Annotated in this window: 22 protein-coding genes and 2 pseudogenes; 14 read left to right on the top strand and 10 right to left on the bottom strand. The window is 67.3% G+C overall.

Going from position 1 to position 19,986, the window contains the following annotated elements; translation table 11 throughout:
* Window positions 1–3: 3 nt before the first annotated feature.
* The gene (glsA, locus tag AC0VX2_RS03210) at window positions 4–1,179 is read right to left on the bottom strand and encodes a glutaminase A (protein ID WP_257746616.1); all 1,176 of its coding nucleotides are present in this window, start codon (window positions 1,177–1,179) and stop codon (window positions 4–6) included.
* Between the two features lie 76 nt (window positions 1,180–1,255).
* Here glsA and AC0VX2_RS03205 point away from each other — a divergent pair, with 76 nt between their 5' ends.
* Together AC0VX2_RS03205 and AC0VX2_RS03200 are read left to right on the top strand one after the other, a co-directional pair.
* Window positions 1,256–2,002 (top strand): DUF72 domain-containing protein, encoded by a 747-nt coding sequence (locus AC0VX2_RS03205; protein ID WP_170721237.1) that lies wholly within the window; start codon window positions 1,256–1,258, stop codon window positions 2,000–2,002.
* Window positions 2,003–2,089: 87 nt separating this feature from the next.
* A complete protein-coding gene (locus AC0VX2_RS03200; protein WP_010079170.1) occupies window positions 2,090–2,935 on the top strand; it encodes an alpha/beta fold hydrolase in 846 nt (281 codons plus the stop codon).
* A gap of 478 nt (window positions 2,936–3,413) precedes the next feature.
* On the opposite strand, the pseudogene AC0VX2_RS03195 reads toward AC0VX2_RS03200, so the two are convergent.
* Together AC0VX2_RS03195 and AC0VX2_RS03190 are read right to left on the bottom strand one after the other, a co-directional pair.
* Window positions 3,414–3,707 (bottom strand): annotated as a pseudogene (locus tag AC0VX2_RS03195) (integrase core domain-containing protein); the annotation flags it as partial.
* Between the two features lie 4 nt (window positions 3,708–3,711).
* Window positions 3,712–5,055 (bottom strand): annotated as a pseudogene (locus AC0VX2_RS03190) (IS30 family transposase).
* Here AC0VX2_RS03190 and AC0VX2_RS03185 point away from each other — a divergent pair.
* From AC0VX2_RS03185 to AC0VX2_RS03175, 3 genes are all read left to right on the top strand, one after another.
* Window positions 5,047–6,570, top strand: coding sequence for an IS21-like element ISMlu14 family transposase (locus AC0VX2_RS03185; protein ID WP_031943827.1), 1,524 nt, complete (start codon window positions 5,047–5,049; stop codon window positions 6,568–6,570). The pseudogene AC0VX2_RS03190 and the gene AC0VX2_RS03185 sit on opposite strands and share 9 nt — an antisense overlap.
* On the top strand, window positions 6,567–7,352 hold the full coding sequence (gene istB, locus AC0VX2_RS03180; RefSeq protein WP_010078636.1) for an IS21-like element helper ATPase IstB: 786 nt from the start codon (window positions 6,567–6,569) through the stop codon (window positions 7,350–7,352). The genes AC0VX2_RS03185 and istB overlap by 4 nt, the downstream gene beginning before the upstream one ends.
* 227 nt (window positions 7,353–7,579) lie before the next feature.
* Complete coding sequence (locus tag AC0VX2_RS03175; protein WP_074040869.1) at window positions 7,580–7,954, top strand: winged helix-turn-helix transcriptional regulator; 375 nt, start codon at window positions 7,580–7,582, stop codon at window positions 7,952–7,954.
* 43 nt (window positions 7,955–7,997) lie between these two features.
* Here AC0VX2_RS03175 and AC0VX2_RS03170 read toward each other — a convergent pair whose 3' ends face one another.
* The 4 genes from AC0VX2_RS03170 to modA are packed head-to-tail and all read right to left on the bottom strand — an operon-like array spanning window position 7,998 to window position 10,854.
* Window positions 7,998–8,576, bottom strand: coding sequence for a hypothetical protein (locus AC0VX2_RS03170; RefSeq protein WP_221844560.1), 579 nt, complete (start codon window positions 8,574–8,576; stop codon window positions 7,998–8,000).
* Entirely contained in the window at window positions 8,557–9,285 is a 729-nt protein-coding gene (locus tag AC0VX2_RS03165; protein ID WP_160126272.1) for an ABC transporter ATP-binding protein, read from the bottom strand. Before AC0VX2_RS03165 ends, AC0VX2_RS03170 begins: the two co-directional genes overlap by 20 nt.
* Window positions 9,282–10,088 (bottom strand): ABC transporter permease, encoded by an 807-nt coding sequence (locus AC0VX2_RS03160; protein ID WP_200829310.1) that lies wholly within the window; start codon window positions 10,086–10,088, stop codon window positions 9,282–9,284. Before AC0VX2_RS03160 ends, AC0VX2_RS03165 begins: the two co-directional genes overlap by 4 nt.
* Window positions 10,066–10,854 carry a molybdate ABC transporter substrate-binding protein gene (gene modA / locus AC0VX2_RS03155; RefSeq protein WP_074040873.1) on the bottom strand — a complete coding sequence of 263 codons (789 nt, stop codon included), beginning with the start codon at window positions 10,852–10,854 and terminating at the stop codon, window positions 10,066–10,068. The genes AC0VX2_RS03160 and modA overlap by 23 nt, the downstream gene beginning before the upstream one ends.
* Before the next feature lie 173 nt (window positions 10,855–11,027).
* Between modA and AC0VX2_RS03150 the strand changes: the two genes are divergently transcribed.
* The 6 genes from AC0VX2_RS03150 to AC0VX2_RS03125 all read left to right on the top strand — a co-directional run bounded on the left by AC0VX2_RS03150 (window position 11,028) and on the right by AC0VX2_RS03125 (window position 15,944).
* The gene (locus tag AC0VX2_RS03150; protein WP_074040874.1) at window positions 11,028–12,116 is read left to right on the top strand and encodes a ThiF family adenylyltransferase; all 1,089 of its coding nucleotides are present in this window, start codon (window positions 11,028–11,030) and stop codon (window positions 12,114–12,116) included.
* A gap of 1 nt (window position 12,117) precedes the next feature.
* Window positions 12,118–13,308: a molybdopterin molybdotransferase MoeA gene (locus AC0VX2_RS03145; RefSeq protein ID WP_074040875.1), complete on the top strand. Its 1,191-nt coding sequence runs from the start codon at window positions 12,118–12,120 to the stop codon at window positions 13,306–13,308.
* The gene (gene moaCB / locus AC0VX2_RS03140) at window positions 13,305–14,261 is read left to right on the top strand and encodes a bifunctional molybdenum cofactor biosynthesis protein MoaC/MoaB (RefSeq protein ID WP_074040876.1); all 957 of its coding nucleotides are present in this window, start codon (window positions 13,305–13,307) and stop codon (window positions 14,259–14,261) included. Before AC0VX2_RS03145 ends, moaCB begins: the two co-directional genes overlap by 4 nt.
* Window positions 14,254–14,667 carry a molybdenum cofactor biosynthesis protein MoaE gene (locus tag AC0VX2_RS03135; protein ID WP_074040893.1) on the top strand — a complete coding sequence of 138 codons (414 nt, stop codon included), beginning with the start codon at window positions 14,254–14,256 and terminating at the stop codon, window positions 14,665–14,667. The genes moaCB and AC0VX2_RS03135 overlap by 8 nt, the downstream gene beginning before the upstream one ends.
* A gap of 136 nt (window positions 14,668–14,803) precedes the next feature.
* The gene (locus AC0VX2_RS03130) at window positions 14,804–15,307 is read left to right on the top strand and encodes a peroxiredoxin family protein (RefSeq protein ID WP_074040877.1); all 504 of its coding nucleotides are present in this window, start codon (window positions 14,804–14,806) and stop codon (window positions 15,305–15,307) included.
* A 358-nt stretch (window positions 15,308–15,665) separates the two neighbouring features.
* A complete protein-coding gene (locus AC0VX2_RS03125) occupies window positions 15,666–15,944 on the top strand; it encodes a nucleoside/nucleotide kinase family protein (RefSeq protein WP_144879737.1) in 279 nt (92 codons plus the stop codon).
* 125 nt (window positions 15,945–16,069) lie between these two features.
* Here the strand turns inward: AC0VX2_RS03125 and AC0VX2_RS03120 are convergent, their stop codons facing one another.
* Both AC0VX2_RS03120 and moaA read right to left on the bottom strand, forming a co-directional pair.
* Window positions 16,070–16,306 carry a ubiquitin family protein gene (locus tag AC0VX2_RS03120; RefSeq protein WP_074040879.1) on the bottom strand — a complete coding sequence of 79 codons (237 nt, stop codon included), beginning with the start codon at window positions 16,304–16,306 and terminating at the stop codon, window positions 16,070–16,072.
* A gap of 2 nt (window positions 16,307–16,308) precedes the next feature.
* The gene (gene moaA, locus AC0VX2_RS03115) at window positions 16,309–17,367 is read right to left on the bottom strand and encodes a GTP 3',8-cyclase MoaA (protein WP_074040880.1); all 1,059 of its coding nucleotides are present in this window, start codon (window positions 17,365–17,367) and stop codon (window positions 16,309–16,311) included.
* A gap of 211 nt (window positions 17,368–17,578) precedes the next feature.
* Between moaA and AC0VX2_RS03110 the strand changes: the two genes are divergently transcribed.
* From AC0VX2_RS03110 to AC0VX2_RS03100, 3 genes are read left to right on the top strand one after another with little or no spacing between them, the layout of a single operon-like run.
* Window positions 17,579–18,172, top strand: a complete 594-nt coding sequence (locus AC0VX2_RS03110; protein WP_046454460.1) for a molybdopterin-dependent oxidoreductase — start codon at window positions 17,579–17,581, stop codon at window positions 18,170–18,172.
* Window positions 18,172–18,930 carry an FAD-binding oxidoreductase gene (locus AC0VX2_RS03105; RefSeq protein ID WP_074040881.1) on the top strand — a complete coding sequence of 253 codons (759 nt, stop codon included), beginning with the start codon at window positions 18,172–18,174 and terminating at the stop codon, window positions 18,928–18,930. Before AC0VX2_RS03110 ends, AC0VX2_RS03105 begins: the two co-directional genes overlap by 1 nt.
* Window positions 18,927–19,217 carry a DUF6510 family protein gene (locus tag AC0VX2_RS03100; protein WP_239279598.1) on the top strand — a complete coding sequence of 97 codons (291 nt, stop codon included), beginning with the start codon at window positions 18,927–18,929 and terminating at the stop codon, window positions 19,215–19,217. Before AC0VX2_RS03105 ends, AC0VX2_RS03100 begins: the two co-directional genes overlap by 4 nt.
* Here AC0VX2_RS03100 and AC0VX2_RS03095 read toward each other — a convergent pair.
* Complete coding sequence (locus tag AC0VX2_RS03095; RefSeq protein WP_221844558.1) at window positions 19,187–19,825, bottom strand: TetR/AcrR family transcriptional regulator; 639 nt, start codon at window positions 19,823–19,825, stop codon at window positions 19,187–19,189. The genes AC0VX2_RS03100 and AC0VX2_RS03095 overlap by 31 nt on opposite strands.
* Window positions 19,826–19,986: the final 161 nt, after the last annotated feature.

Here is a 19,986-nt window from a genome sequence, read left to right as displayed (position 1 = left end):
GGGTCAGCGGGGCCCGCTGAGGCCGCGCAGGGCGCCACGGTGCTGGAGCACGTGCAGGTCCCAGCGCGAGCTGAGCCCCTCGAACAACCCGATGCCACGCCGGGAGTTACCTTGCTCGTCCAGGCGCGGCGACCACGCGGCGAGGCCCAGGGCCCCGGGCACGGCACCGAGCAGCGCGCCCGAGACGCCGGACTTCGCGGGCACGCCGACCTCAGCCACCCACTGGCCGCTGGCGTCGTACATGCCGCAGGTGAGCATCACGGACATCGTCTGCTGCGCCACCCACTCGTCCAGCACCCGCTCCCCCGTCACGGGGTTCTTGCCGCCAGCGGCGAGGGTGGCGCCCATGACGGCCAGCTGGGGTGCGGTGACCAGGACCGAGCACTGCGCGAGGTACCCGGCCACGGCCTCGCGGGCCGAGATGGGCAGCCGGCCGGCGTCGGCGAGCAGGTGGGCCAGGCCCAGGTTGCGGTCGGCGCGGGTGCGTTCGGCGTCGAGGACGTCCTCGCAGACCTCCAGCTCGACGCCGGCCAGCGCGCTGTAGCGGCGCAGCAGCAGGGCCGTCCGCTCGTCCTCGTCCCCGGCGGGCAGGAGGGAGTGGACCAGGATGGCGCCGGCGTTGATCAGCGGGTTGCACGGCCGGCCGTCGTCGTGCAGGGACAGGTGGTTGAACGACTCACCGGAGGGCTCGACGCCCACGTCCTCCAGCACGTGGTCCAGGCCGATCTCCTGCAGCACCACCGCGTAGGTGAGGGCCTTGGAGACCGACTGCAGCGCGAAGGCGTGCTCGGTCTCCCCGGCGGCGGCCTGGTGGCCGTCCACCGTGCACACCGCCACGGCGAGGCCGTCCACATGCTGGCCGGCGACGTCCTCGAGGTAGTCGGAGGGCTCGCCGCGGCGGTCCGACTCCACCTCGCCGAGCATCGCGCGCAGGTCGTCGTCGAATCGCGTCGTGTCCATTCCTGTCACAGTAGTGGACGGGCGCCCGGGTCGCGGGCGGGCACCGGGCCGGTCACGGTGTGTACTGGACCGGGCGTTCGGGCCCAGCGGCAGGCCCAGCCACCTCCAGCCGATGACCATGCCGGTGCACGCGGGCAGGAAGGCGATCGAGGACGGGAGCATCGTGGCGATCAGGGAGCCGATGCCCATCTTCCGGTCGTACCTCTGAGCCACCGCGATGATCAGCGGGACGCTACGCGGGCGACGGAGGGTGAAGGCAAGACCCGGGAACCCGGGCCGGGGCTATCGTCGGGGGATGGACGTGCGGATCGGGACCTCCGGCTGGACCTACAGGCACTGGCGCGGGACCTTCTACCCGCAGGGGCTGCGGATCGCCGACCAGCTCGACCACTACACGGAGCGCTTCCGGACGGTCGAGCTCAACGGCTCCCACTACCGCTGGCCGGCGGACAGCACCGTCGAGGCATGGCGCGAGCGCCTGCCCGCCGGCTTCGAGATGGCCGTCAAGGCCTCCCGCTACCTCACCCACTACCGCAAGCTCAACGAGCCGCAGGACTGGGTGGAGCGCATCGTGCACACCCTGGACCTGCTCGGTGACCACGCCGGGCCGCTGCTGCTGCAGCTGCCGGTCAACCTGCACCGCGACGACGACCGACTCGCCGGGTTCCTCGGCCTGCTGCCCGAGCGGGTGCGCGTGGCGGTGGAGGTCCAGCACGAGTCCTGGCTGGACGAGGACGTGTTCGACCTCCTCGACCGGCACGGGGCGGGGTTCGTGGTCTCGGTGATCGCCGGGCGGGAGCCGGTGCTGCGCGCGACCGGCCGCCTCGCCTACGTGCGCTTCCACAACGCGGACCCGGACTGGCGCTACGGCGGATCGTTCTCCGACGCCGAGCTCTCCCCCTGGGTGAAGCGGCTGCGGGAGCTGACCGGCGCGGACGCGGCGGGCGCGCGCCCCGCCTACGTCTACTTCAACAACGACAACCACGGCCACGCCGCGTTCAACGCGCTGACGCTGCGCAGGATGGCGGAGACCGAAGCCTGACACGTGCCGAGCGCGTGCCTAGCGTGAGGAGGAAGCGGCGGCCGAGCGCCGCCGTCGTCCCCCGAGAGCACAGGAAGGCAGACGCACATGACCCTCATGCAGATCCCCACGGACCACGGCACGATCGGACTGAACGTGGAGGAGGCCGGCCACGGGCGTCCCGTGGTCCTCATCCACGGCTGGCCGCTGACCCTCGACTCGTGGAAGGACCAGGTCGCAGCCCTGTCCCCGCACTACCGCGTGATCACCTATGACCGGCGGGGCTTCGGTGCCTCGGAGAAGCCCGCCGGCGGGTACGACTACGACACGATGACCGCCGACCTGCACGGTCTGCTCACCGAGCTCGACCTGCGTGACGTGACGCTCGTGGGCTTCTCGATGGGCGGTGGCGAGGTGGCGCGCTACATGTCCCGGTTCGGCGCGGACCGGATCCACTCGGTGGTGTTCGCCGGCGCGGTGCCCCCGTACCTGCTGAAGACCGACGACAACCCCGACGGCCCGCTGACCGAGAAGCAGGCCGCCGAGATGCGCGCGGGTCTCGAGAAGGACCGCGAGTCGTTCTTCGACGACTTCACGACGACGTTCTTCTCCACCCCCAAGCTGGCCGGCCTGACCAGCAGCCTCAAGGTCACCGAGGAGCAGCGCCAGGAGGCCATCCGGATGGCGCTGCAGTCCGACCAGACGGCGGCGCTGGCCTGCATGGACGCGTTCGGGGCCACCGACTTCCGCCGCGACCTGCCGGCAGTGACCGTGCCGGCCCTGGTCCTGCACGGCGACGCCGACCAGATCGTGCCGTTCAAGGGCTCCGGCAAGCGGACGCACAAGGCGATCGACGGCAGCCGCGTCGAACTCGTCAAGGATGCCCCGCACGGCTTCAGCATCAGCCACTCCGAGGAGTTCAACCGGATCCTGCTGGAATTCCTGGCGGAGTGAGGGGGCAGGTAGGCCCACCAGAGTGCTGAACGCGACACGGCGCTCGTGGGGGTGGTGCATGCCATCCACCACGGCGCCGACGCTGACCTGTCAGGCTCGATCCGACGCCGTGATCACCCGGAGCGCGGGATCAGGCCGACCGGCCGGCAGAACCGCGCGTCAGGACGTCGAGTACGAAGCCGATCGGCCCATGACGGGTGCGCGCGTCCTGAAATAGGCCAGATCGGAACTGCGAGCCCCGGTCCTCGTGCACCAGGCACCCAGCCACCACGGCTGCACCGCCGCGGCCTGCGACGGCCTTGTTCGCGCAGAGACAGAGCTTCTCCTCAGCCGTGAAGTGCTTCCTGATGTCGGTCAGTCAGAGCCTGCGCGGCGCTTCTGGAGCGGGCTGGCGCACAGACCGAGGTGCTGTCGATCCATGACGGCGAGATTCAGGCGCGTGAGAAGGGTCTGCCATGAGTTTGCTTGACACGAGTTATCAGGCGGCGGCAGCCGCCTGGACTGATTGAACCATCTCGAACTCGACAGGGGTGAGCTTCCCGAGACGGGCCTGCCTACGACGGCGGTGATAGGTCCGCTCGATCCAGCTCACGATCGCGAGCCGGAGCTGGTCGAAGGACTGCCAGCGACGCCGGTTCAGCACGTTCTTCTGCAACAGCGCGAAGAAGGATTCCATTGCCGCGTTGTCCCCAGCAGCACCGACCCTGCCCATCGACCCGACCAGGCCGTTGACCCGGAGCGTCTCCACGAACCGCCTGGCTCGAAATTGGGCGGGTTCAACCGGTCGTTGCAACACCGTGCGTTGAGAGCGAGCGTAGCTGCTCGGCGAAGACCTCCGCGGGAGTCTTCCAGTCCAGGACCTTCCTGGGCCTGTTGTTCAGCGTGTACGCGACTGCTGCGAGGTCCTCGGCCGACCATCTCGACAGGTCCGTGCCCTTGGGGAAGTACTGCCGCAGCACCCCGTTCGTGTTCTCGTTCGTCGGCCGCTGCCACGGCGAGTGGGGGTCAGCGAAGAACACTCTCGTGCCCGTGGCCATCGTGAACTGGACATGCCCGGCCAGCTCCTTGCCCCGATCCCACGTCAAGCTCTGACGCAGCTGCTCCGGCACCGTCGTCATCGCCTTAGTCAGGGCCGCGGTCATCGCCTCGGCCCCGTACCCGCCCAGCGACGGCCCGTTCTTCACCGGCGGCTGCTCACCCCATCCCTGCAGGCGGGGAAGGTGGACCAGAAGCGTGGCCCGGCTCTTCCGCTCGGCCAGAGTCCCGATCGCTGAACGCTCGGTCCCGATAATCAGGTCCCCTTCCCAGTGCCCGGGCACAGCACGATCAGCGGCCTCAGGTGGGCGCTTGCTGAACACCACGTCCTCGGTGACGTGGCCCTGGGGCTTGTTCCGGGTACGTGCCCGCGGCTCGCGCAGAGCCCGTCCGGTGCGTAGGCACCCGACGAGTTCGCGTTTGAGTGCGCCCCGTCCCTCGACGAACAGGGACTGATAGATCGCCTCGTGAGAGATCCGCATGGACACATCATCCGGGAACTCCAGGCGCAGCCGGTGGCTGATCTGCTCAGGGCTCCACGCCGTGGATCACCGCCGGTCCGCCCGGCGCGGTTTCATCTTCCGCCCCTTGAAACCGGGCCCGACCGGTCCCGGCACGGCCACGCCATCGGGGCCCAGGACCACCCCGTTCAGGCGTGCCTGGACGTAGTCGTGCAGTCGCTGGTTCGTGGCCAGCTTCGCCGGCTTGGGCCGCCTGGCAGCTTCCTGGGCCTTCCACTGCGCCACCGTGGCCCGGTACTCCTGCTTCCCGGAACGAGTGGCGCAGTTACGGCGCAGCTCACGGCTGATCGTGCCGGGATCACGTCCCAGCGTGCGTGCGATCTGACGGACCCCCTGGCCCTGTGTAAGCGGCCATGAAAAGCTGCCCATAGGTGGCCAGGGAATGACCCGCTGACGGCCATGAGGACTGCCCAGTGATGGCCACGGGAACTGCCCGGTGCTGGCCATCTGGTTTGCCCGCGTTGCTCGTTGCCCGCCGCGTCGTGAGCCGGCGGGGGCCTCCTCCCCGGGTTGGATATCGGTGTCGAATCGAATCCAGCGAGGAAGAGGCCCTGAATGAAGGATGCCGCAGAAACCATGAAAATACTCAGTGCCTATGACCTGACCAAGTCATTGCGGGGCGCCGCCGAGCTGGCCGGTTGCTCCCATCACACCGTGGCCCGGCTGGTGCGGGCCCGCGACGCCGGCCAGACCCCTGGATCCGGAGCCAGCCGCCCGAAGGTCACCGATGTCTGGCTGCCCAAGATCGAGGAATGGGTCGAGGCCTCCACGGGCAGGATCCGCGCCGATGTCGTGCACGCCAAGCTCACCGCAATGGGCTACACCGGCTCTGAGCGCTCCACCCGGCGGGCGGTGGCCGAGGTGAAGGCCGCCTGGCGGGCCGGGAAGCGCCGGGTGCACCGGCCCTGGATCACCGAGCCGGGCGCATGGCTGCAGTACGACTTCGGCGATGGGCCGGCGATCGACGGGGCCAAGACGGTGCTGTTCGTGGCCTGGCTGGCCTGGTCCCGCTACCGGATCGTCATCGCCCTGCGTGATAGGACGGCTCCGAGTGTGTTCGCCGCCCTGGACCGGTGCTTCCGGCTGATCGGGGGCGCGCCGACCTATGTGCTGACGGATAACGAGAAGACAGTGACGGTCTCTCATGTGGCCGGGGTGCCGGTGCGTAACCAGGCCACCGTGGCGTTCGCTCGGCATTACGGCGTGGAGGTGCTGACCTGCCAGCCAGCGGATCCGGCCGCCAAGGGCGGGGTGGAGAACGCGGTGAAGCTGGCCAAGGCCGACCTGGTCCCGAAGGACACCAACCTGCGGGACCAGTACGCCTCGTTCGCTGAGCTCGAGGCCGCCTGCGCGGGGTTCATGGCCATGGTGAACTCCCGGGAGCACCGGGTGACCCGGCGCCGCCCGGACCACATGCTCGCCGAGGAGACCAGCGCGTTGCATCGGATCCCCGCCACGGCGCACACCGTGGCCTACGGGGTGGGACGGAAGGTGCCGGAGAACACGCCGATGGTCTCCTTCGAAAACGCCCAGTACTCGGTGCCCGCGCACCTGCTCGGGGCCGAGGTGTTCGTGCGCCATCACGGCACCGGACCGGACTCGATGGTGGTGATCATGCACGCCGGTGCGCAGGGGCCGGTGGAGGTCGCCCGGCACCGGGTGGCCCGGCCCGGGTCCCCGGCCATCGACGACGCGCACTTCCCCGGCCACGAGACGGACAAGGTGCCCGGGGACTACACCCCGGTGCCCCGTTCGGCGGCGGAGGCCGAGTTCCTGGCCATCGGGGCCGGAGCGAGGACCTGGCTGGTGGAGGCCGCCGCGGCCGGCACCAGCCGGATCGGTCAGAAGATGGCCGAGGCCGTCACCCTGGCCAAGCTCGCCGGCACCGACCAGGTCGACCGCGCCCTCGGGGTGGCCGCGGTGCACCAGCGCTTCGCCCACGGCGACCTGGCCTCCCTGCTCACCGCCGCCGGCCACCGCACCGGGATGCACACCGCCACCGAGGAACGGTCCCTGACCCAGGGCACCGCCGGCTGGGCCGGCCTCGGTACCTCCAACACCGAGGGGGCAGCCCGGTGAGCATCCACACCCCGAACACCGCCGCACCGGCGCTGCCGGCCGATTTGGAGGCGCTGTTGCGGCAGCTGAAGATGCCCCACGCCCGCGGTATCGCCGCCGAGGTACTGGCCACCGCCCGGGCCCAACGCTGGGAGCCGGCCGAGGTCCTCAAGGCCCTGCTGGTCGAGGAGACCACCGGTCGGGCCCGATCCATGCTCGCCGCCCGGCGCAAGGCCGCCGGGTTCCCCACCGGCAAGACCTTCACGACCTGGGATCCGGGCGCCTCCTCGATCCCGGCCCCGACCCAGCAGTCCCTGCGCACCCTGGAATGGCTCTCGCGCAGAGAGAACCTCGTGGTCTGCGGGCCCTCCGGCACCGGCAAGACCTTCTTCCTCGAGGCCCTGGGCCAGCAGGCCGTGGAGGAGGGCAAGCGGGTGGCCTGGTTCACCCTGGAGGACCTCGGGGCGATGATCCGGGCCCACCGGCCCGATGACACCATCACCAAAGCCGTCGCCCGAATCCTGCGCGCCGACCTGATCGTCATCGACGACATCGGCCTGCTGCCGGTCGCCGACGATGCCGCCGAGGGCCTCTACCGCATCGTGGACGCCGCCTACGAGAAACGCTCCGTAGCGATCAGCTCGAACCTGCACCCGGCCGGCTTCGACGAGCTGATGCCCAAGACCCTGGCCACCGCCACCGTGGACCGGCTCCTGCACCACGCCCACGTGTGCCAGACCACCGGAGACTCCGTACGGATGACCCAGGCAATGGCCGGGAAGGGAGTCATGCCACTGAACTGATCCCATCACGGTGGCCAGCACCACCACCCAAACGGGCAAACCAGCTGGCCACCAGTGGGCAGTTCTGATGGCCACCAGCGGGAAGAAACACTGGCCGCCTATGGGCAGAACTCAATGGCCCTTGACAAGGGCTGAAGCGTGCAACTGACATGGAAGGTCCTGTTCGTCCGTAGTGGTTTACCATTGATACCTGGTAGGCGAAAGACACTTCAAGGAGACCTGGTTACATGGGCGATACCGCCGTGCGCGAGGACGAGCTGCGTATCGCAGCGCCGCACCGCGAGTTGCTCGACCAGGTGCTCGATAAGTGGTCGCTCAGCGTCCTCAACGAATTGTGCGAACGGCCGTCTCGATTCAACGCTTTACGACGTGCCATACCCGGCGTGACGCAGAAATCCCTCACGGCGACGTTGCGAAGGCTGGAGCGGAACGGTGTCGTGCAACGTCGGGTCATCAGCACACGTCCGGTGTCCGTCGAGTACCGGATCACGACGCTGGGCAAGACGTTACGGGCGCCAGTTGACGCGCTCATCGCCTGGGCGGATGAGCAACTGCCGGCCATCGAACGAGCACGCATAGCCTTCGACGAAGACGAGCAGTAGACGTCAGAACACCTCTCCCATCGAGGCTCGGCAGTAATCCGACTCAGCGATCTGCCGGATCGTCCGGTTCTGCGCCGTCCCTGTCTCTCATCCCGGCGTCAACCATGCCCATCGTCGCATCGAACTGCGTCATGACCAGCGCCGCGGTGCTCGCGAAACTGCATGCGAGAAGGATGAGCAGTGAGGGCACGAAGTCATCCGGTGCGGGCACCCAGCCGCCCAGTGTCCACGGCAGGACCATGGCGATGACGATGCCGAAGCTCGAGGCCCATTCGTTCACTACGAGAGAGCGAGAGGAGCCGGCCCCGCCTCTCGCGAGGATGCGCCGCCCCGTTTCGACGGTCATCGCGACCAAGAGGATGCCGAGGGCGATGAAGCTCAGCGCGCCCCAGAGAGCATCAAGTGACGCGAGCGCGAGCGGGACGAGCAGAGGGATGGAGTACGCCGTGAACACCCAGCGAATCGATGAGCGAAAGTACCGGTCCGCGGCCTCCGATGCCGCCAGCCGACGATGCATCTCCGAGTCGATGTAGAAGAACACGCCCACGATGAACGTGCCGAGCATCGTGCCCGATACTCCGGCCAGCCCCAAGAGGAAGTCGTTATCCGCGTTCGGCATCATCTGCGTCCCTCTTTCCCACGAATCGAGCAGCCCATGCTGTGGCAGGTTTTCGAGTCACGTCGGCGAGAGCTCCTTGCTGCACGATGCGCCCTGCATCGAGGACGACGATCTCGTCGGCAAGCGCATCGACGTCTTCGCGGTCATGAGTGACGAGGATCGTCGGTCCGCCGAACTCACGCAGATGCACGCCGAGGTCGGCACGCACCTCGTCGCGGAACTCCACGTCCAGAGCCGCGAGCGGTTCGTCGAGGAGCAGTGCTTTCGGTTCGGATGCGAGGGCACGAGCCAGCGCTACGCGCTGTGCCTGCCCGCCGGAGAGTGCGCCCGGGTATCTCTCCGCCAGGTCGATCAAGCCGAAGCGGGACAGCCAACGATCTGCGCTGCGCCGGGCCGCGGGCCACCTGCTGCCGCGGGCTCTGGCGGAGAAGGCGACGTTCTCGCGCACCGTCAGGTGCGGGAAGAGGAGCAGGTCTTGGAACATGACGCCGATTCCACGCTGCGCGGCGGGAAGGGATGCCAGGTCCCTGTCTCCGAGCCGCACTGCCCCGTCCACCTCCGTGAAACCCGCGATCGCTGCGAGGATGCTGGTTTTTCCGGCCCCGTTCGGACCGACAACCGCGAGTACACGGCCGGGCTCTGCTCTGAGTTCGATGATCACGTCGAAAGCGGGGCGTCGAATACGTGCGGAGATCGTCAGCTGTGCAGTCATACGGTTCCTGGCAGCCATCGGTCGCGGAGCGCGAGGAGAACGCTCAGCGATACGGCAAGCAGCACGAGGGCGAGTGCGATCGCGGTGTCGGGGTCGGAGTTCATCGCGAGATAGGAAGCAATCGGGAGTGTGCGCGTCACACCCGGGAAGGAGCCCGCGAACGTGATGGTCGCGCCGAACTCGCCAAGCGCGCGGGCGAAGCAGAGCACGGCACCGGCCGCGATCCCGGGTGCCGTCAGCGGTACGGTCACGAGACGAAAGATCTGCCACGGGCTGGCACCCAGCGAAGCAGCCGCAGTCTCGCTGCGACGGTCTGCCGATCGCAGCGCGCCTTCGACGGCGAAAACGAGGAAGGGCATAGCCACGAACGTCTGCGCGAGCACGACGGCGCCGGTGGTGAAAGGGATGGTGACGCCAACCTGCGTGAGCCATTGCCCGAGGAGTCCGCGCCGACCCAGCAGGAGAAGCAAAGCGATGCCGCCGACGACGGGAGGCAGCACCAGCGGGACGGTGATCGCCGCACGCAAGAGGCGCCGCGGCAACACCCGCCAGCGAACGGAACGGCTCAGCAGCACCGCCAGCGGGATACCGAGGACGAGGCTGAGGCCGGTCGACAACGTCGCCGTGAGCAACGACAGCCCCAGAGCCTGCAGAACCTCCTGTCGGACGAACAGCCCGGCGAGATCACCCCAGGGTGCGCGCAGGATCAGTCCGAGCAGCGGCAGAACGAGCAGCGCGAGACCGACTACGCCGAGAGCGAGGACGACCGGCTGCAGCCGTTCACGGGGCCGCGAAGCCGGCATCCTCGAAGACCTGACGTGCCTCATCCGAGCGGAGGAAGTCGATGAATGCCTGCGCGGCGTCCGGGTTCGTCGCCTCGGCGAGAAGGGTGAGCGGGTACTTGTTGATCACCTGCTGCGCCTCGGGCACGTCGATGCCCTCTACGGCACTTCCTGCTGCGACGACGTCGGTCACGTAGACCAGCGCGGCGTCGACCTCACCGAGAGAGACTTTCGTCAGAGCGGCGCGGACATCCTCCTCGAGAGTGTCCGGTTGGGCCTGGACTCCGGATAGGTCGAGCAGCGACTGCGCTGCAGACCCGCACGGCACTGCGGTATCGCACAATGCGATCGTCAGTTCGGGCCGGGCGAAGTCGGCGAGACCGGTGATCCCGGCGGGATTTCCCACGGGAACCGCGATCTGCAGTGTGTTGGTGACCAGCACTCCCGGGTCGACCGCCAAGCCAGCATCAACGACGGACTGCATCGTCGCCTCATTCGCCGAGAAGAACACGTCAGTCGGAGCACCAGAGATGATCTGCTCGGCAAGCGCCGACGACCCGCCGTAGCTAGCGGCGATGTCGACATCCGCGTTCGCATCCTCGAATCTCTCCGCGAGGACGTCCATCACGTCGGTCAAGGACGCGGCGGCCAACACCGTCACCGTTCCGGAGATCATGTCATCATCGCCCGCTCCGGCATCGGACTCATCGTCTATTGCGCCGGGCGATGAGCAGCCGGCGAGCAGAAGGATGGCGGCGAACGCGGCAAGAAGAGAAGGGGCGCGCAAGACAGGAACTCCTCTGGGAATCGGCTGGTCAGGCGAACGAAGTCCGCGACCTGTCTCAACCCTCCCGCAGCCGAGCTCGTGGGAATGGTCTGCGACTGCGGGAGTTTGTCTGCTCCCTGCTGTCTCGACGCTCCCGGCCTCGTCTGCTGGGGCCGGCTCCCTAGCCTGAGGACATGCCAGTCGATCCGCTCTCGCCGATCTTTCAGAGGCAGCGCGTCCTCGCGGAGTTCGGTGTGCCCGCTCAGGAGCGCCTGGCGAGAGCGCATGTGCTCGTGATAGGCGCGGGCGGCTTGGCGAGCACCCTATTGCCGGTCCTTGCTGCTGCCGGCGTCGGCACGCTCACGATCGTCGATGACGACACTGTTGCCGAATCCAATCTGCACCGGCAGACGATGCACACGCCGGGTGACGTCGGCCGCGGCAAAGCTGCCTCGGCCGCCACGAGGCTCGCGGCGCTTGCTCCTGATGCTGAGGTGCGCGCCGTTGATAGGCGTTTCGACGCTGTGACAGCTGAGGATCTGCTGCACGGTGTGGATGTCCTCGTCGATGCCAGCGACAATCCCGCGACGGTGCTGCTGGCAGACCGTGTTGCCGCTGAATGCGGCATCCCGCTGGTGTGGGGATCGGCGCTGGGATACGCCGGTCAGGCCGGAGTGGCGTGGGATGCCAGGGGCACCGATTACCGCGACTTGTTCCCGCACGGCTCCGATTCCGATGCGGACACCTGCGACGTGATCGGCGTGCTGCCGAGCGTCTGCGCCGTCATCGGGGCCTTCATGGCGACCGAGGCGCTCAAGCTGCTCACCGGCATCGGAGACCCGTTGATCGGTCGGGTCGCTGCGTACGACGCCCGCACCGGTCGCACCCGCGAGATCGTCTACCGGCGTGACGAATCCACGCGCGCCGCAGTGCAGACCGCGACGCCCGCTCCGCAGCCCTCGGATCAGAATGATGTCTCCCCCGAAGAACTGCGCGACCTGCTCATGACGTCCGAACCGCCGCTGCTCGTCGATGTGCGAGAACCGTGGGAAGCCGAGATCACGTCGATCCCGGGGAGCGTGCTGATCCCCCTGGGCGAGCTTGCCAGTCGGACTCGAGAACTCGGCACCGGTAATCCGGTGGTGCTGTACTGTCACCGCGGCGGACGCTCGCGTCAGGCGCTCGATCTGCTTCTCCAACTCGGATTCTCTGATGTGCGGCATCTCACCGGAGGAGTCGACGCCTGGGCAGTCCGCGTCGATCCCACGGCGAGCAGGTATTGACATGCTCCGCACACCGGTCGCCGCACACACAGCCCGAGTCCGCGCGCTCCTGAGCGCCGTGAGTCAGCGCACCGTCGAGCAGGTCGCCCTGACTCGTGCACTGGATCGGGTGCTCGCCCACCCCGTACGGACTCCGATAGCTCTGCCCCCGTTCCGGAACTCACAGATGGACGGCTTCGCCGTCCGTGTGACCGACCTTGCGCGGACACCACGCAGTCTGCCGCTGCGGGGTGAGATCCCCGCCGCCCCCGGAACACCTGCGCCGCTTGACCCCGGCCATGCCGTCCGGGTCATGACCGGTGCGCCGATCCCGGACGATGCCGACGCGGTCGTCCCTGTCGAACATGCCACCGTCCACGACGCGACAGTGACGTTCACGCGGAAACCGGACGCCGGAGAGTTCGTACGAGAAGCCGGCTCTGACCTCGCCGCCGGTGATCCTCTACTGCCTTCCGGCCTCCGGCTCGCTCCCCGCCACCTCGCGGCACTCGCAGCCGCCGGACTGGACTCCATCCCCGTTCGCTCGCAAGTTCGTGTCGCGGTGATCTCGACAGGAAGCGAACTGGCCACCCCCGGTGAACCTCTGGCTCCCGGCCAGATCTACGACGCCAACGGCCCCGCGCTCGCCGCAGCGGTGCGGTCCGCCGGTGCCTTCCTGGCCGATGAGCATCGTGTCGTCGACGACACGGCCGCCTTCGCGCGCGCCCTGGACGCCTCGTACGCGGCGGGAGCCGAGATCGTGCTCACCAGCGGAGGCATCTCGGCAGGCAGCTACGAAGTTGTGAGGGAGTTCCTGGAGCCCCTCGGGGCACACATCGATACCCTCGCAATGCAGCCCGGAGGCCCGCAGGCCACCGCCCTCTACAAAGACGTTCCCGTGGTGTGCTTCCCCGGCAACCCCGTGTCCGCGCAGCTGTCATTCATGCTCTTCATCGAGCCGATCCTCCGCGAGACAGCAGGCTTGCCTGCACGCCGACCCGAGCCACGGACCCTGGCCGAACCTCTCACCTCTGTCACCGGCAAACGGCAGTTCCGCCGCGGCGTGGCGTTGCCTGAAGGCCGGGTCGCACCGCTGGGCGGAGCCTCCTCGCACCTTGTCGCCGCCATGGCGGCATCCGACGTGCTCATCGATGTCCCGATCGATGCCGTCACCCTCGACATCGGGACACGCGTGGAGACCTGGAATCTATGAACGAACTGCCGCACCTCGACGATCAAGGCCGGTCGCGGATGATCGACATCGGCGGGAAGGCGATCACTCGTCGCACGGCGATCGCGACCGGCCGTCTCGACACGACACCGGCAGTGCTGGAGCTGCTCGCCACCAACCAACTAAGCAAAGCAGACGCGCTCCCGACAGCGCGGATCGCGGGCATCCAGGGCGCCAAACGCACCAGCGAGCTCGTGCCCCTCGCGCACACGCTGCCCCTGGAGTCCGTCACCGTCGATTTCGAGCTCAGCACCTCATCGGTGCAGATTCGGGCCGCGGTCGCAGCTACGGCGAAGACCGGCGCCGAGATGGAAGCCCTCACCGCTGTCGCCGTCGCCGGTCTCGCCCTGCACGACATGATCAAATCCGTCGATCCGGCCGCAGTACTCGGAGACATCCGCCTCATCGAGAAGACCGGGGGCAAGCGCGGGCATTGGGTTGCAGACGCACCTGAGCCCACAGAGCGCGGACACGCGGTCGTGATCGTCTCGTCCACGAGCACCGCGGCCGGATCGCGCGATGACCTCACCGGGCCGGCGATCTCAGGTTGGCTTCGCGACCGCGGGTATGAGGCAGACGAACCCGTGGTCGTCGCTGACGCGGATATCCATCGGGCGCTCGCGGATGCTCTCACCCGCGAACCGGCATTGATCATCACGACCGGCGGCACCGGTGTGCATCCCGAGGACCGCACGCCCGAGGCAACGAGCGCGGTGATCCAGAGAGCACTTCCCGGCGTCGCCGAGGCCATTCGGGCAGCGGGCCGTACGACGACTCCGACAGCCTCGCTCAGCAGAGCGCTTGCGGGGATCGCCGGACGCACAATCGTCATCAATCTGCCCGGATCGCCACGCGGCGTACAAGACGGCCTCCTCGCGCTGGAACCGCTCCTGCCGCACCTGCACGACCAGCTGGCCGGTGGCGGACATGCCTGAGCCGATCGGTTCCGTCACCACCGCACCACTGGACAAGACGTGGCTGGAGACACGGATACGCAGCAGGAAGAACGGGGCGGTGGTCACCTTCGAAGGCATCGTGCGCGACCATGACCACGGAGAGGATGTCGGGTCTCTCGACTACGAGGCGCACCCCGACGCAGAACGAGTCCTCATCGACGTGTGCGCGAGGATCGCGCAAGCCACGAACTGCGATGTCGTCGCCGCTCACCGCATCGGGCACCTCGAGATCGGCGACGTCGCACTGGTCGCGGTCGTCGCCGCTCCACACCGGGCGGAGGCCTTCGCCGCGTGCGGGAAGCTCGTCGACGCGATCAAGGCAGAGGTTCCGATCTGGAAGCACCAGCACTTCACCGACGGCAGATCGGAGTGGGTGGGGTTGTAGATACGCAAGAAGCACTCAAGCGCGAAACGCTGAAGACGCAATCACCGACGAAAAGAGGCCGCCAGATGACCGGCATTGAGATTGAACCAGACAGCTTCCATGGCAACGGACTGGCCCCGTCAGGAGTCGTCCGCTGATGTCATTGCTGCGTGGCGGTGATGCGTTCCCCCCTCTTGAACTGGTCGAGGTGGGAGGACCACGCCGAACGATCCCTGCCGAATTCGCCGGGCAGTACAGCGTGGTCCTCTTCTCACGCGGGGCAAGCTGCAGGTCCTGCGTAGAGCAGCTGCGTGCGTTCCAGCGCGGCCTACGGCGCCTGTCCGCCGTGGATATCGCCGTCGTCGCGCTGACTGCGGACGAGGAGCCAATGATCACGGAGCTCGTGTCGCGCTATGGCCTGACCTTTCCGATCGGACACAGCACCGATGTGGGGCAGATCGCCGCCACGACCGGAGCGTTCGTCACCATGGACCCGCCCCAGCTGCAGACAACCGGATTCGTGCTGGATCCCGACGGGAAGGTCGTGATCAGCGTGTACTCCTGTGGAACGTTAGGACAGCTCCTTCCCGACGACGTCCTCGAACTCGTCCGGGAGTTGCCCCAGCATGCGGATGCGACTCGGCAAGAGGCGGAGAGATGAAACCGATCGATGGCGTCTCGAGAGCGCGAACGCAACCCACAGCGAGCGCCGACGGCAAGGATGAGCGTGGCCAGAACGGCATTCCAGAGCGCCCCCTCTTGACCATTCCACGGCAGGAGTGACGATGGCCACGTCTCCCAACGCCTCAGGTGCCGCTGGTACCGCCGTCTGGGAGGAGCTCGCTCAGGAGGTGCTTCACAGAAACCCACGCGGCCGAATACTCGTCGCCATCGACGGCGTGGACGCTGCAGCCCGCACGCACTTCGCCAACACGCTAGCGGCAGCGCTGCGCGCAGTGGGACGTAACGCGACTCGTCTCACCGCAGCACCGTTCACGGACGACGATACGGTCCGAACCATGCTGCGCATGTTCCGCCTCAACGGACCTGAGAGCGGGTTCACTGACGCGTCTGAGCACACGGTGCTGATTGTCGACGGCTGGTCGCTGCTGCGCTCCAGTCTGCGTTCGGCGTGGCACTTCACCGTCTTCCTCGACGGCGGCGGGCCGGCCCATCCAGACACCCGTGAACGGCATCTGCGCTACATGCGCGAGGACACTCCACGCGAAGCGTCCGATGCCGTGTACGACGTGAGCGACGGTATGCATCCCCAGCGCTTGTACTTCGACTCCTGCTGACGCGAGGATCGGGGCAATACGGCACGATCGTCTCACGCAGAAAGATGACGGCGCACGAGACGAACGCGGTCCTCGATACGCGGAAGCCTCGCTATGGATCGAGTCTCAACCGTCCACCGTATCGCTCAGCCGCCGGAGAACGGGGGCAGCACGTCCACCTGCGCGGAGACCGGTCGCGCGGGATCGCGTGAGGCGATGCCGTCGACGAGGAATGTCCCCTTTGCGACGACCGCTTCGAGTGCCGGGTGAGCTGTGAGGAGCGCGTCCTTCGCCTCTCCGAGGGACCTCGCCTCGACGTGTTCTTCTTCGCAGCCGGCCGCTTCAGCGGCGGCTGCGAAGTATCGGACGAGTATGCACGGCATCGTCAGCCTCCGATCGCTCCCATAGAACGGGCCGGTCGACGGAAGCTCTTCTCATCCATCCCGTGCCCAGCCTGTTTATCCCACATCGTCGCCCGCCACGCGTCGGCGATGGCGGCATCGTCTGCTCCACTGCGCAGCATCGTGCGCAGGTCCGTCTCGTCGTCACCGAATAGACATGAACGTACCGAGCCTTCGGCTGTCAGCCGTGTACGGTCGCACGCTTCGCAGAAGCTGCGCGTCACGGATCCGATGATGCCGACGGTCGCCGGGCCACCCTCGACGAGCCACTCCTCTGCAGGAGCGGACGGGTCTTCACGGCCGGCCGGGGTCAGTCGATAACGGCGTCCGAGCACGGAGAGAAGCTCTTCGGCGGAGACGAGGTGGTCTCTGCGCCAGGTCTGATCAGCATCCAGCGGCATCTGTTCGATGAACCGCAACCGCACACCGTTGGCAAGCGCCCACGCCAGCAGGTCGGGAGCATCCGCGAGGGTCTCGCGCAGCGCCACCGCGTTGATCTTGATCGGGCTGAGCCCTGCGTGCTGTGCCGACTCGATCCCCCTGAGCACGGCTGGCAGGCGATCGCGTCGGGTGACGGCGGCGAAATGCTCGCGGTCGATCGTGTCCAGCGACACGTTGATCCGCGTCAGTCCGGCCTCCACAAGCTGCGGCGCCTTGCGATCGAGGCCGATCCCATTGGTCGTCATCGACACGGGCACGCCCGGCACGACTGTGGTCGTCCGGCGCACGATCTCGACCAGATCCGGTCGCGTAAGCGGCTCGCCGCCGGTGAAACGCACCTCGCGTACTCCGAGATCGTGGACGGCTATTGTGACCAGGCGCGCGATCTCTTCCGGAGTCAGCAACTCCCCGCGAGGGACTACGGGCAGGCCTTCCGCCGGCATGCAGTATGTGCAACGCAGTGAGCAGGCGCTGGTGATCGATACACGCAGGTCTCGCGCGATGCGCCCGAACCTGTCTACGAGAAGAGGTGTCTCGGGTCGGCCGATCGTTGAGCGCGCGCGATTGCGAACGGTCGGCATGCCGAGCGCAACAGGGCACATGGTCACAGACTTCTTCTCGATGTTTGCGGGAACCGAGGCCGCCTAGTGGGGCGTCCTGTTCCACAGTGTGGTCGGCGCAATCGCCTGTTTTCACCCCTGGGCTCATCACCTGCAGTCATGGGCAAGTTCCGCGCAGGACTAGGCGATCAGCGAGAGAGCTCCCGCAATATCGTCGGTTGTGTACAGCCAGACGACACGGAAGGGGCGATGTATGTCGTTCACTACTCGCGGATTCGCGGGACGTCGGCGTGGTCCCGATGATCAGCTCCCTCCGGGACAGACGCTGTTCGAGAACTGGCCGGTGCTCACTGCCGGTCCCACGCCCTATGTCGATACCGAGACGTGGGATTTCGCGATCCTCGATGAAACCGGTACCGAGCATCACTGGAACTGGGAGCAGTTTCTGGCGCTCGGTGCCGAGGACATCACGGTCGACATCCACTGCGTCACGCACTGGTCCAAGCTCGACATGGCCTGGCGCGGGGTGAGCCTGGACAAGCTGTTCGAGAACGTCGAGACGTCCCATGATTACGTCATGGCGCACTCCTACGGCGGGTACACCACGAATGTGCCGCTCGAGGATCTCCTGGACGGCAAAGCCTGGATCGCGACCGAGGCCGAAGGCGCTCCCCTCGACGCGGAGCACGGCGGGCCGGCACGTCTTCTCATCCCGCATCTGTACTTCTGGAAGAGCGCGAAATGGGTCCGTGCGCTGACGATGATGCCGACGAACGACCCTGGGTTCTGGGAGCAGAGCGGCTATCACATCTACGGTGATCCGTGGAAGGAAGAACGCTACTGGTGATGGAGCAGACCCGGCTCGCTCCGCCTCGCCCCCGCGTGAGGCCGGCGTGGTTCGTCGCCACGGTTTCAGAGGTCCGCCCGGAGACGCCGACCGCGGTGCGGCTGGTGCTCGATGTTCCGGGCTGGCCAGGGAGCGAGGCGGGAAGTCATCTCGATCTACGCCTGACCGCTCCGGACGGCTACCAAGCGACGCGGTCGTACTCGATCGCATCCTCAGAGCCGGGCGGAACGATCGTCCTCGCGGTCGATGAGCTGCCCGATGGCGAGGTGTCACCGTTCCTCGTCCGCGAACTGCGCGCCGGTGATCAGATCGAGGTCCACGGACCGCTGGGATCGTTCTTCCTCTGGCGCCCGGGACAGAGCCAGCGCCCCGTGCAGCTCATCGCCGGCGGGTCAGGCGTCGTTCCCCTCTACGCGATGGCAGCCTCCCATGCGGCCGCGTCCGATCCCGTTCCGTTCCGGCTGCTGTACTCGGTGCGTACGCCCGAAGACATCTATTTCCACCATGAGCTCCTCGAACTGTCGGACGGGTCGTTCGCCATGGACCTCGTGTATACGCGACGAGCGCCAGCCGGATGGCAGGAGCCCGTCGGACGGCTCACAGAGTCGACTGTCGCCGCGCGGACGCTCCCCCCGGAAGACCGTCCGCGCATTTTCGTGTGCGGTTCGACAGGCTTCGTCGAAGCCGTCGCGCCGTGGCTCGTGAAGCTCGGTCATGCGCCGCAAGACATCCTCACCGAACGATTCGGAGGCCTATGATGACCAGCCATCTTGACGGCAACATCCTCTCCGGGACTCTCGCCGAGTTCCTCGTTCCAGACGCAACGATGATCGAGGGACGCTGCGGAGGTTGCGGGCATATCGCGCCCCTTGGCGAATCAGTCGTGTATCCGGACGCTCCGGGGCTGGTCGTACGCTGCAACACGTGCAGCCATGTGCTGGCGACGATCATCGACGCCGGTGAACGACTCTTCCTCAGCTTTGCGGGGCTGACCGCGTTCGCGATGAAGAGGGATCAGGTTGAGGAGCCGGTCTCTGTCGCGTAGGCCCTGAGCTGTGCGATAGCCATGTCGAGAGCAGCACGCATCGGATAGATGTCTCGGCTCGCCTTCGCCAGAAGATAGCCTCCCTGGAGTGCCGACAGCAGCCCACTGGCAAGCGCTCGCGAGTCCGCATCGCTGCGCAACACGCCGCGTGTCTTCAGCCTCTCCACGGCATCGATCAGCATCTCCAGCCACTCATCGAAGTGGGCAGCGATCGCGCGGCGGGCATCCTCGTTGTGGTCTGCGATCTCGTTCGCCAGAGACCCGAGCGGGCACCCGTATGCGCCGTTGCGTAGCGCGTTCCGTTCGACGAGCTCGTCCCGCCACAGCTCGAACCCGCGCAGGGACTCCACTCGTCGAAGGCGTCGGCGCTGCTGCGTCAGGACGTCCTCTGCCCGGGTCTCGATGACTTCCTTCACGAGTGCGTCCTTGTCGGCGAAGTGCTGATAAACCTGAGACTTCGATGTCGCACTGGCGGCTCGGACGTCGGCGAGGGTCGTCGCGGCGACACCTCGCTCATACATCAGCTGGTTCGCTGCGTCGACGATACGTGCCCTCGTTGCCGCCCCTTTCGGCGTCAACCGGCGTGCACTCGTTCCGTCGGCAGTCACGCCTCCAGGGTAGTCTCCCCCGTCCGCAGGGATCGAAGTCGTCCGTCACGCGATGCCAGCCCGGCCGGTCCAGTCAAGCCCCGCGGAGCGGGAGGCTCGCATCGCATGCCCTCATAATAATGGACCTTTGAGTCCTTCTCCAAGTCGACCCGGATCATGTG

This window comes from Micrococcus sp. iso_239, assembly GCF_056173395.1.
Note: the sequence above shows the minus strand (reverse complement) of the source record. Positions and strands in the feature narration are given on the sequence as shown.

Coding starts and splice junctions, on each gene's coding strand:
- AC0VX2_RS03205 (WP_170721237.1), top strand. CDS start 1,256: ATGGACGTGCGGATCGGGACCTCCGGCTGGACCTACAGGCACTGGCGC.
- AC0VX2_RS03130 (WP_074040877.1), top strand. CDS start 14,804: ATGTCATTGCTGCGTGGCGGTGATGCGTTCCCCCCTCTTGAACTGGTC.
- AC0VX2_RS03125 (WP_144879737.1), top strand. CDS start 15,666: ATGCTGCGCATGTTCCGCCTCAACGGACCTGAGAGCGGGTTCACTGAC.
- AC0VX2_RS03100 (WP_239279598.1), top strand. CDS start 18,927: ATGATGACCAGCCATCTTGACGGCAACATCCTCTCCGGGACTCTCGCC.
- AC0VX2_RS03165 (WP_160126272.1), bottom strand. CDS start 9,285: ATGACTGCACAGCTGACGATCTCCGCACGTATTCGACGCCCCGCTTTC.
- moaCB (WP_074040876.1), top strand. CDS start 13,305: ATGAACGAACTGCCGCACCTCGACGATCAAGGCCGGTCGCGGATGATC.
- AC0VX2_RS03150 (WP_074040874.1), top strand. CDS start 11,028: ATGCCAGTCGATCCGCTCTCGCCGATCTTTCAGAGGCAGCGCGTCCTC.
- AC0VX2_RS03170 (WP_221844560.1), bottom strand. CDS start 8,576: ATGATGCCGAACGCGGATAACGACTTCCTCTTGGGGCTGGCCGGAGTA.
- AC0VX2_RS03135 (WP_074040893.1), top strand. CDS start 14,254: ATGCCTGAGCCGATCGGTTCCGTCACCACCGCACCACTGGACAAGACG.
- AC0VX2_RS03145 (WP_074040875.1), top strand. CDS start 12,118: ATGCTCCGCACACCGGTCGCCGCACACACAGCCCGAGTCCGCGCGCTC.
- AC0VX2_RS03175 (WP_074040869.1), top strand. CDS start 7,580: ATGGGCGATACCGCCGTGCGCGAGGACGAGCTGCGTATCGCAGCGCCG.
- AC0VX2_RS03105 (WP_074040881.1), top strand. CDS start 18,172: ATGGAGCAGACCCGGCTCGCTCCGCCTCGCCCCCGCGTGAGGCCGGCG.
- AC0VX2_RS03120 (WP_074040879.1), bottom strand. CDS start 16,306: ATGCCGTGCATACTCGTCCGATACTTCGCAGCCGCCGCTGAAGCGGCC.
- moaA (WP_074040880.1), bottom strand. CDS start 17,367: ATGTGCCCTGTTGCGCTCGGCATGCCGACCGTTCGCAATCGCGCGCGC.
- AC0VX2_RS03200 (WP_010079170.1), top strand. CDS start 2,090: ATGACCCTCATGCAGATCCCCACGGACCACGGCACGATCGGACTGAAC.
- AC0VX2_RS03185 (WP_031943827.1), top strand. CDS start 5,047: ATGAAGGATGCCGCAGAAACCATGAAAATACTCAGTGCCTATGACCTG.
- AC0VX2_RS03110 (WP_046454460.1), top strand. CDS start 17,579: ATGTCGTTCACTACTCGCGGATTCGCGGGACGTCGGCGTGGTCCCGAT.
- AC0VX2_RS03160 (WP_200829310.1), bottom strand. CDS start 10,088: ATGCCGGCTTCGCGGCCCCGTGAACGGCTGCAGCCGGTCGTCCTCGCT.